General features: G+C 63.2%; 15 protein-coding genes and 1 pseudogene. 3 read left to right on the top strand and 13 right to left on the bottom strand.

Features of this window, described 5'->3' with window-relative positions; translation table 11 throughout:
* Positions 1–178: pseudogene (locus tag C5L10_RS11160) on the top strand (SAM-dependent methyltransferase); the annotation flags it as partial.
* A gap of 83 nt (positions 179–261) precedes the next feature.
* Here the strand turns inward: C5L10_RS11160 and C5L10_RS11155 are convergent.
* The 13 genes from C5L10_RS11155 to speB all read right to left on the bottom strand — a co-directional run bounded on the left by C5L10_RS11155 (position 262) and on the right by speB (position 12,967).
* Positions 262–1,224, bottom strand: coding sequence for a thioesterase family protein (locus C5L10_RS11155; RefSeq protein ID WP_172716994.1), 963 nt, complete (start codon positions 1,222–1,224; stop codon positions 262–264).
* On the bottom strand, positions 1,221–2,279 hold the full coding sequence (locus C5L10_RS11150) for an alcohol dehydrogenase (protein ID WP_105429723.1): 1,059 nt from the start codon (positions 2,277–2,279) through the stop codon (positions 1,221–1,223). Before C5L10_RS11150 ends, C5L10_RS11155 begins: the two co-directional genes overlap by 4 nt.
* A gap of 105 nt (positions 2,280–2,384) precedes the next feature.
* Positions 2,385–2,885, bottom strand: coding sequence for a MarR family winged helix-turn-helix transcriptional regulator (locus C5L10_RS11145; RefSeq protein WP_105429722.1), 501 nt, complete (start codon positions 2,883–2,885; stop codon positions 2,385–2,387).
* Positions 2,882–3,751: a fumarylacetoacetate hydrolase family protein gene (locus C5L10_RS11140; RefSeq protein WP_105429721.1), complete on the bottom strand. Its 870-nt coding sequence runs from the start codon at positions 3,749–3,751 to the stop codon at positions 2,882–2,884. The genes C5L10_RS11145 and C5L10_RS11140 overlap by 4 nt, the downstream gene beginning before the upstream one ends.
* 25 nt (positions 3,752–3,776) lie before the next feature.
* Positions 3,777–4,826: a gentisate 1,2-dioxygenase gene (gene gtdA / locus C5L10_RS11135; RefSeq protein ID WP_105429720.1), complete on the bottom strand. Its 1,050-nt coding sequence runs from the start codon at positions 4,824–4,826 to the stop codon at positions 3,777–3,779.
* A gap of 131 nt (positions 4,827–4,957) precedes the next feature.
* Complete coding sequence (locus C5L10_RS11130) at positions 4,958–5,863, bottom strand: IclR family transcriptional regulator (protein ID WP_105429719.1); 906 nt, start codon at positions 5,861–5,863, stop codon at positions 4,958–4,960.
* A 59-nt stretch (positions 5,864–5,922) separates the two neighbouring features.
* Positions 5,923–7,002 carry an iron-containing alcohol dehydrogenase gene (locus C5L10_RS11125; protein WP_105429718.1) on the bottom strand — a complete coding sequence of 360 codons (1,080 nt, stop codon included), beginning with the start codon at positions 7,000–7,002 and terminating at the stop codon, positions 5,923–5,925.
* Positions 7,003–7,088: 86 nt separating this feature from the next.
* Entirely contained in the window at positions 7,089–7,859 is a 771-nt protein-coding gene (locus C5L10_RS11120; RefSeq protein WP_105429717.1) for a carbon-nitrogen hydrolase family protein, read from the bottom strand.
* Between the two features lie 12 nt (positions 7,860–7,871).
* Positions 7,872–8,666 (bottom strand): ABC transporter permease, encoded by a 795-nt coding sequence (locus C5L10_RS11115; protein ID WP_105429716.1) that lies wholly within the window; start codon positions 8,664–8,666, stop codon positions 7,872–7,874.
* A complete protein-coding gene (locus tag C5L10_RS11110) occupies positions 8,663–9,517 on the bottom strand; it encodes an ABC transporter permease (RefSeq protein ID WP_105429715.1) in 855 nt (284 codons plus the stop codon). The genes C5L10_RS11115 and C5L10_RS11110 overlap by 4 nt, the downstream gene beginning before the upstream one ends.
* Positions 9,514–10,551 carry an ABC transporter ATP-binding protein gene (locus C5L10_RS11105; RefSeq protein WP_105429745.1) on the bottom strand — a complete coding sequence of 346 codons (1,038 nt, stop codon included), beginning with the start codon at positions 10,549–10,551 and terminating at the stop codon, positions 9,514–9,516. Before C5L10_RS11105 ends, C5L10_RS11110 begins: the two co-directional genes overlap by 4 nt.
* Before the next feature lie 177 nt (positions 10,552–10,728).
* A complete protein-coding gene (locus tag C5L10_RS11100; RefSeq protein ID WP_105429714.1) occupies positions 10,729–11,835 on the bottom strand; it encodes a PotD/PotF family extracellular solute-binding protein in 1,107 nt (368 codons plus the stop codon).
* Between the two features lie 73 nt (positions 11,836–11,908).
* A complete protein-coding gene (gene speB / locus C5L10_RS11095; protein ID WP_105429744.1) occupies positions 11,909–12,967 on the bottom strand; it encodes an agmatinase in 1,059 nt (352 codons plus the stop codon).
* Between the two features lie 183 nt (positions 12,968–13,150).
* On the opposite strand from speB, the gene gcvA reads away from it, so the two are divergent.
* Together gcvA and C5L10_RS11085 are read left to right on the top strand one after the other, a co-directional pair.
* Positions 13,151–14,092, top strand: a complete 942-nt coding sequence (gene gcvA / locus C5L10_RS11090; protein ID WP_105429713.1) for a transcriptional regulator GcvA — start codon at positions 13,151–13,153, stop codon at positions 14,090–14,092.
* A 125-nt stretch (positions 14,093–14,217) separates the two neighbouring features.
* A complete protein-coding gene (locus C5L10_RS11085) occupies positions 14,218–15,930 on the top strand; it encodes an ABC transporter ATP-binding protein (protein ID WP_105429712.1) in 1,713 nt (570 codons plus the stop codon).
* Positions 15,931–15,934 lie beyond the last annotated feature (4 nt).

Genomic DNA, 15,934 nt, shown 5'->3' with positions numbered 1-15,934 from the left:
TTACGGCGCCTCGACGATGATCTGCACTCCCGCCTCCATGGCACAGGAGGTAGGCCTTGGCCTTGGAGCCCAGGCTGGGGAGATGAAGCTTCGCAAGGTGGCGCTCGACGCTGGCTATTCGCACTTCCGACGGGCCAGCGAAACGCCATTCAACATGATCTTCGAGGTGCGGGCCTGACCTGCTTTGGATCTACGGTTCCGCACGCACAAGCGGATTGAAACCGTGACGCCAGGAATGACTGCTGGCGTCAGGGCTGCCGGCTAAAGCGCCAGCCCCGCGGTGACCAGCGGAGCCAGCGCCTCCGTGGCCGCCGGCGAGATCTGCACGATCGCCCGTGCATCGAGATCGAACACGACGGCGACCGACTGCATCGTGCCGAATACCCGGCCGCTGAAGGGATCGACCATCCAGAAGATCAGCGACATGACGCGCTGGTCGGTCTTCTGCAACCCGCCCCAGATCTCGAAACAGTCGCCAAGACGAGGGGTTTCGCCATAGAGGATGCGGAATTCCAGCACCGCGCCGCCGACCTTGCCGGGCGGCGTTTCGGCATGTTTGCTGACGATTTCGCGGATCGGGCCGGTGAGCTGCTTCACCCCGCCGCCGACCGCGCCGATGAATTTCTGCGGACCGAGGCGGTGGAATGCGTCGCAGGCCTCCGGTTCGATCAGGCTCATGGCGGTGCGCTTCAGGCCAAGTGCGACCGCCCGGTCGCGCGAGGCGCTGATCGCCACCGGCTCGTTGCCGGTGCCGCGGGCAAGCGCTTCCCTGGGTGCCTCGACCAGCGAGGCGGAAGCCTTGTCGCGGAAGGCCGTTGGCCAGGGGAAGGGCGTCGTGGGGTCGGCCGTATCCACATGGGTCAGCCGCACCCTGAAGCTCGCGGCCAACTGGCCGGAATGGCTGTTGTAAAGCATCAGCACCGCAAACGCCGTCGTCTCGCTGATCTCGAGGAAACCGCCGGTCATATGCAGCGACGTTCCCGCATGCGCCTCGCGATGGAAACGGATGTGATGCTCGTTATAGGCGATCGTCGTCGCCGACGTTGGCGAGAAGAGGCCGGGCAGACCGTTGAAGCCGAACAGCACCGCGAGGCCCTCGTTGGCGCGAGCGACGTAATACTGCGTATTCCAGTGAGCGTTTTCGTCCACTTCCCATTGGCGCACGCTGCCGCGCCAGATCTCGATCATCGGGGCTTCGGGCATGTCACCTTGCTGTGCACTCACGCCGGCTCCTCCTCCAGAACGATACGTCCCTTGACCGCACCTTTGGACAACCGGTTCATCGCGTCGTTGATCGATGATTTCGGGATGGCCTCATAGGGAATGGCATCGAGTTTTCCGCTTTTGGCGAGTTCCACCAGGTCGCGCAATTCCTGCAGCGAGCCGGTAATGCTGCCGATCAGGCTCAGGCCCCCTTGCGCCATGCGCATGGTGGGGATGGTGAGCTGGCCGCCGAACATGCCGACCATGATAATGCGGCCGCCGCGCGCCAGCGCCGGGAAGCAAAAGGCGGCCGTCTGACTATTGTTGACGAAATCGATGATGGTGCGCACCGGCAGGCCGACCGCATCGGCGATCCTCTTCGTCACGTCGTCGCCGGTCGAAAGCACGGTTTTGTGGGCGCCGGCATCGGTTGCGATCTTCAGCTTTTCTTCGGAAACATCGACCACGACGATGTTCTCATGCCCTAGCGCCTTGAGGATGACGATGCCGCTGAGGCCGAGCCCGCCCGCGCCGACCACGACGATCGCCTCGTCTGGGCGAACCGGCATGACCTTGCGGATGGCGGAATAGGCGGTGAGGCCGGAACAGGCATAGGTGGCGGCAAGTGCGGGGTCGAGATCTCCGGTATCGATCAGGTAACGGCTGTGCGGCGCCACCACATGGCTGCCGAAACCGCCGGGCCGGCGCATGCCGAGCGGCCGGCCCTGCATGCAGAGGTTCTCCTGGCCGGCACGGCAGGTTTCGCACTCGCCGCAACCGAGCCAGGGATAAACAAGCCTTATGTCGCCGACCTTCACATCCGTTGCGTCGGGGCCAATGGCGGTGACGGTGCCGAGGATTTCGTGACCGAGGGTGAGCGGGTATTTCATGCCGATGCTGTCGATCGACACTTGTCTGTCGCCCATGTCGAAAATGCCCTTCCAGAGGGTCAGGTCGGAATGGCAAAGCCCGCAATGAGATACCGAAACGAGGACTTCCGAGCCCACCGGCTGCGGGTTCGCCTCCTCGACCTGCCGGAGCACTTCCGATGCTTCGAATACCTGCCATGACCGCATGATCTAGCTCCTCCCAGATGTACGGAACGTATCAGGCTGCCTGTTATGTGGCAATTGGGAAATGGGTGGTCGGTTGCTGGACGACAGCGGTTAGCCCGAGAACCGCTACTCCGCCTTCTCTTGCCCCTCGATCGCCGCCTCAGCTCCGGCAATCGCCTTGTCGAGCAGTTCCAGAAACGCTTGCCGCTCCTCGACGGACAAAAACCGCAGCAGGTCGGCCTCGTGCAGCGGCAGCGAGGTTTCCACCAGCGCGGCCGCTTCGAGCCCTGCTCGGGTGAGCCGCAGTTCATAGACACGGCCGTCATCGGCGGCGCGGTCGCGTTCGACGAGTTTGTGTTTGATGAGGGGACTAAGCGTCTGGATCAGCGTCGGCGGTTCGATACGCAACCGCCTGGCGAGCGCGATCTGGCTGAGGCCGGGATAACGGCGGATCAGGAGCAGCACGCCGCCCTGGACCGGGGTGACCGCAAGCGAGCGGGCGCGGAACCAGTTCTGCCAATGGCTGCCGAACAGCGACTGCAGGCGGCGGATGCGGATGCCGACGACGCCGTCGAGAAGGACGGCGTGCCCGCCCCTCTCTGCCGGTGCATCCGGCTCCAAACTCATGTCTTGTCCCAGTTGCCGTAGACCTTCACGTCCATCGAACCGATGCCTTCGAACGTGCCATGCAGCACGTCGCCGGGAGCGATCGGAGCGACGCCTTCCGGCGTGCCGGTCATGATGATGTCGCCCGGATAAAGCGTGTAGGCCTTGCTGGCGAATTCGATCAGCTTCTGGACGTTGAAGATCAGCATGTTGGTGTTCGATTTCTGTCGGCTCTCGCCACCGATCGTCAGTTCGAAATCGAGATTGTTCGGGTTGGGTATCTCGTCTGCGGTGACCACATAAGGTCCGAGCACGCTGAACGTGTCGAGCGACTTGCGGTAGCTGCGTTCTTCGGGGCCGCGAATGGTGATGTCGTAACAGATTGCGTAACCGGCAACGTAATCCAGCGCATCGGCTTCCGACACGCGAAAACCTTTTTTGCCGATGATGACGGCAAGCTCGATCTCGTGGTCGGTTCGGCGGTCGGCCCAATCGACCACGACGCCTTCGGACGGGCCGACCAGCGAACTCACCGCCTTCAGGAATACGCCGGCCTCGGCGATCGGCTTGATCTTCATGCCGTGATGCAGTTGGTCGCTGTCCAGCACTTCGTCGAGATGGAGCCGGTAGTTGACCGGGGCGCCGACGATCTTGCCGGGATTGGCGATCGGGCTGAGAAGCGCGACCGCGGACAGCGGCTTCGAAGGCGCGGTCTTGGCCATCTCCTCCATGACGGAGCGCAGCTCGGCGAAATGGGCCATGAACTGGTCGCCATGGGGGAAGGGATAACGGTAGTTCGGCAGGCGATCGAGGACGCTCGTGACATCCTTCACCTGATCGCCGACGACCACGCCGAGACGATTATCGTCGTAGCGACAAAAACGCATGATTTTTCTCCCTGATCTCGTTCGCTCAGACGCGGGTGCGGTCTTCGCGGAAATAGCCGAGCTTCTCCTGCGCCACGCGGTCGGAGAAGCAGAACACGACAACGTCGTCGCTGGCCTTGAACGAGCGCCATGACCAGCCGGGCACGACGATCACGTCCTTGGGGCCGAAATCGAAGGTTTTGGCCCCAATGGTGATCGAGCCGGTGCCTTCGGCAATGCACATGACGATGTGATCCGTGGAGCGGATCTTCGCCGTTTCCATGCCCTTCGGGACATGGCTGAGCCATGCGGACATGGTCGGCATCGTCCAGCCGCCGTCGATCGGGTTCGAGTATCGCAGCGTCGTGCCGATATGGGCGTCGATTTCTTCGCCACGCGAGGCGCGGTAGAGAGCTTCGCGGCTGCGCTCATAGGGATAGTTGAAGATCGGCGTCGTCTGGCCATAGGGGCTCGTGCCGCCGATCGGCAGCATCCCGGAACCGAAACGGGCGAGCGAGTCGCCTTCCGGCCGAAGCAGTTCCTGTTCAGTGTCGTCGGAATCCTCGCGGAACACCGCTTCGAAAAAGGCGATCATCGGCACGTCGAGACCGTCCAGCCAGGCGGCCGGGTCCGAACCGTCATTGCCGTGATCGTGCCAAGCCCAGACGGGCGTGATGACGAAATCGCCAAACGCCATGCGGGTGCGCTCGCCGCCGACGGTCGTATAGGCGCCCGAACCTTCCAGCATGAAGCGCAGCGCCGACGGCGTGTGGCGGTGAGCCGGCGCCACTTCGCCCGGCATGATGATCTGGATGCCGGCATAAAGCGTCGAGGTGGCGCGCGACTGGGCCGGGAAGGCGGGGTTTTCGAGGATCAGCACCCGGCGCTCGGCTTCTTCGGCGGTCAGCAGGCTGCCGGATTCGAGGATCAGCGGGCGGATGTCGTCGTAACGCCAGCGATGCGCCTGCGCCTTGGAAGCCGGCTCCGGCGGCAGCATGCCCTTCATCACTTCCCAAAGGGGGGCCATGTTGTGCGGCTTCAGCCGTTCATAAAATTCTTCCCGTTTGGCAACGGTGGCGGCGTCGATCTCGTGCATGAAATCCTCCTCCTCGGCTCCTCCAGTCGAAGATCGTAAGGTATACTAATTAATGTGGTGAGGTCAATTGTATTGGAGGAGGAGGCCGCGGGCTGTACCTGATCTCCCCCTTGTGGGCCTTGTGGCGGAGATCAGCCTAGCGCACTGCTGTTCTTCGCCCGCGTCGGTTTCGGCGGCACGGGCGGCTTGACGTCGTCCTCGCCCTTCGCCCCGCGGCCGGGTGCGCCGAGCCGTTCGGAAAGCCGGTGGGCGGCCGCCATCAGGGCGTCGATCGTCGGTTTCTTGCGGGGGCCGGCGAGCTGTTTGTCGGAGCCGAGCACGGTCATGGTCGCGACGATCCGGCCGCTATAGTCGAAGACCGGTGCGGCGATGGCGGCAAAGCTCGAATTGATGCTGTTGACCGTCATCGCATAACCCTGATGGCGCACGGTCTCGATGATCTTCTGGATTTCCTTGGTCGTGGTGACGCGCGGCAAGAGCGAGGCGGTGTCGTCCGACGCACCCCGCTTGGCTGCAGCGATCTCGTCGTGCCGCACCGCCATGGTCTCGCTTTCGTTGAGATAGGTGAGGAAGACCTGGCCGGTAGCCGAGGTCAGGAGCGGCAGCACGTAGCCGAGGCGCACGGCAAGCGATCCCTGCCGCTCGCCGTCGACCTTGGAAACGATGCCCGGGCCGCGATCGCCCCAGAGCGAAAGATAGGTGGCGAAACCGGCCGTACGCTGCAGCGCCGCCAGTTCTTCACGGGCGAATTCCACCACGTCGAGCTGGCGGATCGCCGACAGGCCGAGCTGGATTGCGAAGCGGCCGAGCCCGTAATGCCCGGTGACCGGATCTTGGAAGGCGACGCCTTCCTTGACGAAGCTGACGAGGTAGAGATGCGCCTTGCTGGGCGGCATGCCGGCGGCGGCCGCGATATCGCGCAGCGGCAGCGGGCCGTTCGCCGCCTCCATGGCGCGGATGACCTGGAACCCGACCTCGATCGATTGAATGCGGCGCTGGGTCCATTCCTCCGGCGCCTTGGTCTTGTCTGACGGCATCCTCAATCCCCTGTGTTCCCAGTTGATTATATTTATATCTGCAGCAGGTCGAGCCCGCTTTAAGCGTAGTTTTCCACAGCGCGGAAGGCTGCGACCAGATCCTCGGCATCGAGCACCCGTTCCTGGTTGACCAGGAACGGGCTTTTCGCGCAGGCCGCGGCAAGATTTTCGATCGCCGCATCCCCGACATCCGGCAGGCCAAGCGCCGAAAGCCGGCGCGGCATACCGATCTCGTCGTAAAAGCCGAACAGCGTTGTCAGCTCTTCGTCGGCGCGGCCCTCTGCAACGGCCTGCACCAGCGTTCCATAGGCGGCATGTTCGCCATGCAGCGAGTGTCTTCGCACCGGCTCGATCGCCCCAAGCTCGGTCGCCACCGCGTGGGCGATGGAAAGACCGGTATTTTCAAAGGCGACGGCGCTGAGCCAGAGGATCGCCTCGATGACGGCTTCGAAATCCGGCGTCACCTCGCCGGTTCCGGCCACCCGCATGGCACCCGGACCGTGCTCGAGCAGCATCCGGTAACAAACATCGCCGAGCATGACACCCGTCTTCAGCGGCCGGGTGCCCTGTTTGGAAAGGCCGGTGCCCTTCCAGGCGCCTTCCGTCTCGAACTTTGCCGTCAGCGCATCGCCGATGCCACCGCGCAGCAGCCGGGCAGGGGCCCTGGCGATGATCACGGTGTCGACGATCACGAAGGCCGGGTTCTGGTCCATCTGCTCGACGGCGATCATCCTGTGATGGTCGTCATAGATGACGATGCCGCGGGTCGAGGGCCCATCGGTGGAAGCGACCGTCGGTACGCTGACGAAGGGCAGGCCGGTGCGGCGCGAGACGCCCTTGGCGACATCGAGCGTGCGACCGCCACCGATGCCGACCACCACCTCGCCGCCCTTTGTCCGCACCAGTTCGGCCAGACGGTCCATTTCCCGATGGGTCACGTCCGCATCGAAGGGGATGATGGTAGGCGTGATATCCTGGCGGGCAAGCGTCTCGGTCAGATCCGCCTCGATATGGGGAAGCACCACGGCGTCGCAGATCGCCACGACCGAACGGCCAAGCGTCGCCGCCTTTTCGCCAAGCAGGTTTAGGGACCCCGGACCCTGGATATAAAAAGCCGGCGCCCGGAATATACGTGTCATGCCTCCCCCGGAATGCTGTAACGCCGAATGCTATACAACATTATCAAAGGAAATGGGAGCTTCGCAGTATTCCGGTGGCTCGCGACTCAAACGAGATCGGCGAGATAGGTGTTTTCCGCCCGCGACTGCGCGTAGGCCGCCGGATCGACCTCGGCGATGATCAGGGCCTCGCCCTTGGCGGGTGCCTCGGCGATCAGCTTGCCGTCCGGTGCCGCAATCCGCGAAAGGCCGGCATAGGTGAACAGATCGTCGGAGCCGCAATGGTTGATATAGGCGACAAAAACCTGGTTCTCGAAGGCGCGGACCTGGATCATGTGCTCGGCGATGAACTGACCGGACCAGCCGATCGGCAGCGCCGTCGGCACGACGACGAGATCGGCGCCGCCCTTTGCCAGTTGCCGGACGTTTTCGGGAAACTCGACATCGTAGCAGATCAGGAAACCGAGCCTGAGGCCGCAGAGCGTCACCAGAACCTGGCGGCGGTCCTCTTGGGCGAACCACTTGCGCTCATAGGGGCCATAGAGGTTGCATTTGCGGTAAACGGCCGTCTGGCCCTTGCCGTCGGTGAAGAAAGCGCTGTTGAAGGTGTTTTCGAAGGTCTTTTCGGCAAAGCCCGCGACAATCGCCAAACCGTGTTTCGCCGCGATCTCCGACAGCCGGCCGGTCACCAGGCCGTGTGCGGGCGTGGCGAGATCGGGAAATTTCTCCGCCGCCCCATAACCGGTCAGCGCCAGTTCCGGAGTGATCAGCAGTGCGACGCCCTTTGCGGCCGCCTCTTCGGCAGCGGTCTCGATCCTGGCGAGGTTCGCCTCGATGTCGCCGACGACGGGCTGCATCTGGAAACCGGCGATCTTCATGGGCTTGTTCCTTTAGCGTTCGTCCGACATGGCGCCGAGCAATTTGGGCAGGTCGCCGAACCGTGCCACTAGACCGAAGACGACTGCGGCGATCACCAGGAACAGCACCGTCACGGCGGCCATGGTCGGCGTATAGCCGTAGCGCAGCGCATTGAAGATCTTGATCGGCAGGGTTTCCATGGTGAAACCGACAGTCATGTAGGCGACGATATATTCGTTCAGCGACAGAACGAAGGCGAAGGCGTAACCGGAGACGAGATAGGGCAGGATCAACGGCAGCACGACGGTGCGGAAAATCTTGCGGTCGTCGGCGCCCATGGTGGCGGCCGCTTCCACCAGCGAACGGTCGATGGCCGAAAAGCCGAGCGACAGCGTGACCAGCGGCAGGGTGACGAAGAAGATGCCGTGGCTGATCACCGCCGTCCAGGCCTGGCCGTAGAAGCCGGTGGTCGCCCAGAAGGTGAGCAGCCCGAGCGCGGTAATGACCGGCGGCAGGGTGAAGGGCGCGACGCCCAGAAGCTGGAAGATGTTGGCCCAGGGGGCAATCCGACGCCACAGGAACCAGGCAAGCGGCAGGGCGATCAGCAGGGCCAGAAGCGCGGAGGAGGCAGCCAGGGTCAGTGAGGCGACCAGCGCATTGCGCCATTCGGGATTGGTGAAGATCTGGCCGTACCAGGAGAGCGAAAAGCCCTGCGGAGGAAAGGCGAGCGTCTGGCGGGCATTGATCGAGACGCCGGCGACGACGATCAGCGGCAGGGCCAGGAACAGGCCGACGACGAAGAAGAAAAGGCGGGGGAGAGCGGTCATTTCGCTTGCCTCTGCTGTCCGGCGTAAAGCGCGAGGCCGACCAGCGCCAGCGACACGAGCACGAGGAAAACGGCCATGGCGGCGGCAAACGGCATGTTCGACTGGTAGATCGCCTGGTCGGTGATCAACACCGACAGCGTCCAGTGCTGCGGCCTTCCGAGAAGCTGCGGCAGCAGATAGGAGCCGAGCGCGAAGATGAAGACCATGATCAGCGTCGCCAGAATGGTGTTGCGCAGCGCCGGTACGACAACGGTGAAGAAGGCCTTGACCGGCGAGGCGCCAAGCGTGCGCGCCGCTTCCGTGAGCGTCGGGTCGAGGCGCACCAGCGCCGGATAGAGGACCAGGACCGTATAGGGGAAGGCCTGGTAGGTCATGGCGGTCATAACCGCTCCGAAACTCGGGGTCAGTGCCTGGGCCTGGGCCATCAAACCTAGCCAGACAAAAAGGTTGGTGATGCCGGCGGTGCGCGAAAACAGCGTCGACCAGGCAAAGCCGATCATCACTTCCGACAGCGACAGGATGGAGAGCAGCGCCACCAGCCAGACGATCTGGATTCTTCGAGGCGAGCGGGAGAGGAGATAGGTGAAGGGAATGCCGATCACGACGCAGGCCGCCGCGACGGCGATCGCCAGGAACAGCGAAAAACCGAGGACCTTGCCGAAGAACAGGCTGAGGAAGCGGGCGTAGTTGTCGAATACGAAGGCGGGCGTATAGAAACCGCCTTGTTCACGCTGAAAGACGGACACCGCGATCATCGTGGCGAACGGCACCACGAAGAAGACGATCAGCATGCCCGCCGGGAAAAAGAGCGGCCCGTAATCGGCAAGACGCTGCGGCGGTTCGCGTCTCATCGGGCGAGCACCACGCTGGTGGCCGGATCGAGCCTTATACCGACGCTCTGGCCGACCGAGACGTCCGGCCGGTTGCGCGGCGAAGACACCGCGATCACCTGGGTGCCGCTCGCTTCCACGAAGGTTTCGATGGCGCCGCCGAGATCGCGGATGAAGGTGACGGTGCCGGCAATCGCGCCATGGCCGGGCGCGGTGAGCTGCACGTCTTCCGGCCGCACCGACAGCAAGCCTTTTGCCGCGCCAGTGGGGAGCGCGATGCCCTCGACCACCTCGCCGAGCACACTGGCGCGGCCGGCGCTGTCGGCTTCCACGGGCAGGAGGTTGGTCTGGCCGATGAAATCGGCGACGAAACTGTCGGCCGGGCGGCGGTAGATATCGACCGGGGCGGCCGCCTGGCGGATCTCGCCGCCGTTCATGACGACGACCGTATCGGCCATGGTCATCGCCTCGCGCTGGTCATGGGTGACGACGATAGTGGTGATGCCGAGACGCTGCTGCAGCTGGCGCAGTTCCACCTGCATTGCCTCGCGCAGCTTCGCATCGAGCGCCGACAGCGGTTCGTCGAGCAGGAAAAGCTTTGGCGAGATGGCGAGCGCCCTGGCGATCGCCACGCGCTGCCTTTGGCCGCCGGAGAGTTTTGCCACTGAACGATCGGCAAAGCCCGGCAGATGGATCATCGCCAGCAGTTCGTCGACGCGTTTCTTCTGCACGTCCTTGGGCGTACCGCGGATGCGCAGCGAATAGGCGATGTTCTCGCCGACCGTCAGGTGCGGAAACAGCGCCAGCGACTGGAAGACCATGCCGAGGTCGCGCTTGTGGGTGGGTACTGCCGTGATATCGGCGCCGCCGAGCTCGATCGAGCCGCCGGTCGGAAGATCGAGGCCGGCGATCATTCGCATCAGCGTGGTCTTGCCGCAGCCGGACGGCCCGAGCAGGCAGACAAACGTCCCGTCCGGTACCGACAGGCTCACGTCGCTGACGGCCGTGAAGTTGCCGAACTGCTTCGTCACATGGTTGAGATTCAATCCGGACATTCGGTCTCCGTCCATCTTGGCAGGGCTAGTGCCCTCATCCGGCTGCCGCCCCCGCTCGCGGGGAGAAGGAATATGCCGCACCGTCTCGGCTATCGCAAACGTGAGCGTTGGGCAGGTCCCCTCTCCCCGCAGGCGGGGAGAGGGCTAGGGTGACGGGCGGTCTACGCGAGGCTGTGATCAACCTGCGATCATCTCCGTCCACTTCTGGTTCAGGAAGTCGGACTTGGTCTGGTAGAGATCGTAACGCGGGATGATCGGCTCGATATCGGAGGAGACCGAGGCGAATTCGGCGGCGGTGAGGTCGAGCAGGTCGCGCTTGACGGTCGGCGAGGTGCCGACTTTGCGCGATAGCGTCGCCTGGATGGCCGGCTGGCACATGTAGTTGATGAACGTATGGGCTTCCTCGGTCTTCTTGGAGGCGCGCGACAGCGCCCAGCAGCCGGAATCCTGAATGCCGCCTTCCTTGGGGAAGGTCGAGCGGACGGGGCTCCCTTGCGAGGCGGCAAGCCCTGTGACGTCGTGGTAATACTGGCCCATCGGAATTTCGCCCGACTTCAGTGCCTGTTCGAACTGCGCTTCGTCGCGATACCAGAGGCGGACATTCGGCTTCACTTCGGAGAGCTTTTCGAGTGCCTTGAGGATGCCCTCGTCGGTATCGAGCGCCTTGGTGCCGCCCATGAAGGTCTTTGCCGTCACTTCGAGCAGGAAGGAGTTGGAGACGAGCGCCAGGAGGCCAAGCTTGTCGGCATTCGCCTTGTCCCACAGGGCTGCCCAGGAGGTCGGGGCCTCCTTGTAGGTCTGCGTATTGGTCACCAGCGTGATGTACCAGGAAACGGCGCCGATGCCGGCGATCTTGCCGTCGGGATATTTGTTGACGAAGTGATCGATGAGGTTCTTGGAATTCGGCAGCTTGGCGGCGTCGAGCGGCGCCCAGAGCTTGGTCGTCTGGCCCTTCAGCATGGCGACCTGCGACATCATCGAGACGTCAGCCGGAGCAGCACCCGCCTTGGCGGCCTGTTCGAGTTGAACCAGCCAGGCTTCGCCGGTCGGTTCGGCGACGGATTCGATGGCGATGCCGGTCGCCTTGGTGAAGTCCGGAAAGATGTTCTTGTCGAACGAATCCTTGAAGAAGCCGCCATAGACGCCGACCTTCAGCGACTTGTCCTGGGCGCGCAGCACCGAAGGCATGGCCAGCATGGAGGCGCCGGCGAGACCGGCACCGAGCACGCCGCGCCGACTGATCTTCGCCTTGAGCCCGAGTTTGGCGTTCGGAATGTCACGCATGATGTTCTCCTTTGTTTTTAGGCCTGCCGGTGCTTCGCCGGCCGGCGAGTTCCCTTATTATCTGTAGTTTATGTCAGGCGGGGCCCTTCACGGAAGGGCTGAAGACCATGAGGCTCAGAATTTCGAACAATATCTGGGCGCCCGCATGGGCCGTGTTGTTGGTCGCGTCATATTGCGGCGCCACTTCGACCACGTCGCCGCCGACGATGTTGATGCCCTTGAGGCCGCGGATCAGTTCAAGCACTTCGCGGGTGGTGAGCCCGCCGATCTCCGGCGTGCCGGTGCCGGGCGCAAAGCTCGGGTCGAGACTGTCGATATCGAAGGAGACATAGGTCGGGCCGTCGCCGACGATCTTTTTCGCCTTCTCGATGATCGCCGGAAGCCCCATGCCGGTCACTTCCTCTGCGTGGATGACGGTCATGCCGGACTCGTAGGAGAACTCCCACAGATATTCGGCAGCGCCGCGGATGCCGATCTGGATCGTCCGGGTCGGATCGAGCACGCCGTCGAGCACCGCGTTGCGGAAGGGGCCGCCGTGGTGGAACTTGGTCTCGTCGAAAAAGCCGCTCGTATCGCAATGGGCGTCGATATGGATCATGCCAACCGGCGCCTTTTTTCCGACCGCTTTCAGGATCGGATGGGTGATCGAATGGTCGCCGCCGACCGAGAGCGGCAGCACGCCGGCATCGACGATCTGACCGACGCGCTTTTCGATGTCGTCATGGCTCATTTCCAGCCGGTAGCGGCTGCGGAAGGCCACGTCGCCGATATCCGCGACATTCAGTTCGTAGATCGGCGCGCATTCCATCACATGGTTGTAGGGTCCCACACGCTCGATCGTGCGCAGTGCCCTCGGTCCGAAGCGCGAGCCCGGCCGGTTGGTGACGCCGAGATCCATGGGCATGCCGACCATCGCCACCTGCAGGTCGCCGAAATCCGGATTCTCCGCATCGAGCGGCCTGTAGGGCGCATCGAGAAGCGTGGGAATGCCCGCATAGGGCGCGACGCGGGTGCCGGCCTTGTCGAAGATCTTCTCGCCGACCTTTTTGAATTTCGGGTCAAAAATCTCGCCACCCCGGCTATCGAGGTATTTTGCGCGCAATGCGTCGAGCTTCTTCGCGTCGAATGTCATGATCGCCTCGCCTGTCTGCAAGGCCGCTTGTGGGCAGCCTAATTTTTGTTCCACTAGGCTTGCCGCCCTTGTTTTCATCATTATCCGTCAGGTGCGGGTGGAAAAGCAATTGAGATTGTTCTAGCAGTGACTGTGAGAAAAACTAACGCTTAAGATCAATTCGAGGATCAGTCCGGGATCAAGATGAGCAACCGCCTGCCGCCCCTCAATCCGCTGCGCGCCTTCGAGGCCACGGCCCGCCGCGGCTCAGTTTCTGCAGCGGCCCGGGAGCTCAACGTCACCCACGGCGCGGTCAGCCACCAAATCAAGGCGCTGGAGAGCTCGCTGCAGGTCTCGCTGTTCGAACGCGGCGCAAAGCGACTTAAGCTCACCTCGGAGGGCGCACTGTTGTTGCCGGCGGTCAGCCAGGCGTTCGGCGAGATCGCCGCCGCGACCGCGCAGATGAAGCGGCCGGCGACATCAGGCGAACTGTCGATCACCTGTGTTCCGGCGCTGCTGTCCTTCTGGATCGTGCCGCGCCTCAATTCCTTCACCGAGCAGTTTCCGGGCGTCAGGTTGAAGCTTGCCGCCTCCAACGATCCGGCCGTGCTGCATTCCTCGGATGTAGACGTCGCCGTCCTTTATGGCGACGGCAACTGGCCGGATGCCTGGACGCGGCTGTGGAGCAACCTGCAGCTTTTCCCGGTCGCCAGCCCGACCCTGCTCAACAGCCGGCCGCTGCGTTCAATGCGCGATCTCGAAGATCATGTCCTGCTGCATGGCGACGCGGACGGGCGCGAGTGGAACACCTGGCTTTCCGCCGCCGACGCCGTCGACCTGCCGCGCCGGCAGCAATATTTCATGGGCGACGCGCGGTTTTCGACAGAGGCCGCGCTGCACGGCCAGGGGATCGCGCTCGGCGACACGATCACCGCCAGCAAGCTGATCGCCCGCGGCGAGCTGGTCGTGCCTTTCGACCTGAGCGTTCCAGCCAACGATGCCTTCTACGTCGCCTGCCGGCCGGCCATGCGTTCGACGCCGATCGTGCGGGTCTTCATCGACTGGCTGTTCGCCTCGCTGGAGGCAGATCAGCTCGCCGAACCGCATACCTCGGCCCGTATCCTGTTGCGCGGCCGCCGCGCCTGATATCTATCCTGTATCCATTGTCGGGGCGACCAGGAGAGCGGAGGTTTACCTCGCCGGCGAACCCGGCTAAGCGGGGTTTGAAAACTTGCCGCTGCTGCTCATCTATTGATTTCATAGAGTGTCCGATGCTTCGTCGCTTCTTTGCCTATTACCGGCCATACCGCGGCCTTTTCATCCTGGATTTCGGCTGCGCGATCATTTCGGGCGTGCTGGAACTCGGCTTCCCGATGGCCGTGAAGCTGTTCGTCGACCGGCTTCTCCTCAGCCACGAATGGCTGCTGATCCTGCTCGCATCGGCGGCGCTGCTGGTGATCTATGCAATCAATACCGGTCTGATGGCGATCGTTACCTATTGGGGCCATATGCTCGGCATCAATATCGAGACGGACATGCGCCGGGCCGCCTTCAACCATCTCCAAAAGCTCTCGTTCAGCTATTTCGACAATCAGAAGACCGGTCATATCGTCGGGCGCCTTACCAAGGACCTGGAGGAGATCGGCGAAGTCGCCCATCACGGACCGGAAGACCTGTTCATCGCCATCATGACGTTTGCCGGGGCTCTTGCGCTGATGTTCTCGGTCAACCCGCAACTGGCGATGATCACCGCCGTCGTCGTGCCGCTGACCGCCTGGGTGACGAGCCATTTCGGCGGCCGAATGACCGATAATTTCCGCCGTCTCTTCGGTCGCGTCGGTGATTTCAATGCCCGCATCGAGGAAAATGTCGGCGGCATCCGGGTGGTCCAGGCTTTCGCCAACGAACAACATGAGCGCGCGCTGTTCGAACAGGACAACCAGAACTACCGGCGCGTCAAGCTCGATGCCTACAAGCTGATGGCGGCAAGCAGCTCGCTCAGCTACATGAGCATGCGGCTGACCCAGATGGTGGTGATGATCGCCGGTGCCTATTTCGTGCTGTCGGGCGAGCTGACCGCCGGCGGCTTCATCGGTTTCCTGCTGCTGGTCGGCGTGTTCTTCCGCCCGGTCGAGAAGATCAATTCCGTGATCGAGACCTATCCGAAAGGCATTGCCGGCTTCCGCCGCTTCACCGAGCTGATCGATACCGAGCCGGATATCGCCGATGCTCCCGATGCGGTCGACGTCGATCACCTCAAGGGCGAAATCGCCTATCAGAACGTCTCCTTCGGTTACAGCCCGGACAAGCCGGTGCTCGAGAACGTCAACCTCTCGATCCGCGCCGGCGAAACGATCGCCTTCGTCGGTCCCTCGGGCGCCGGCAAGACCACGATCTGCTCGCTGCTGCCGCGCTTCTACGAGATCGGCGCCGGCAGCATCACCATCGACGGCATCGATATCCGCGCCATGACCAAGGTGTCGCTGCGCCAGCAGATCGGCATCGTCCAGCAGGACGTCTTCCTGTTCGGCGGGTCGATCCGTGAGAACATAGCCTATGGCCGCCTCGGCGCCAGCGAGGTGGATATTGTCGAGGCGGCGCGCCAAGCTCGGCTCGAAGAAATGCTCGCCGGCCTGCCCCAGGGGCTCGACACGGTGATCGGCGAGCGCGGCGTTAAACTCTCCGGCGGCCAGAAACAGCGAGTCGCGATCGCCCGCATGTTCCTGAAAAACCCGCCGATCCTGATCCTTGACGAGGCGACCTCGGCGCTCGACACGGAGACGGAACGCGCCATCCAGCGCTCGCTTGCCGAACTCTCGCAAGGCCGCACGACGCTGGTCATCGCCCACCGCCTCGCCACCATCCAGGGCGCCGACCGCATCGTCGTCATCGACGGCAATGGCATCCTCGAGCAGGGCACCCACCAGGACCTGATCGCCAAACGCGGTGCCTATACCAGGCTCCACGCGGCACAGGTTGGGTGATGTG

The sequence above is a fragment of the Neorhizobium sp. T6_25 genome, from assembly GCF_002968555.1.
In the GTDB taxonomy this organism is placed as follows: Bacteria; Pseudomonadota; Alphaproteobacteria; order Rhizobiales; family Rhizobiaceae; genus Neorhizobium.
This window is presented reverse-complemented; position numbering and strand designations above follow the sequence as displayed.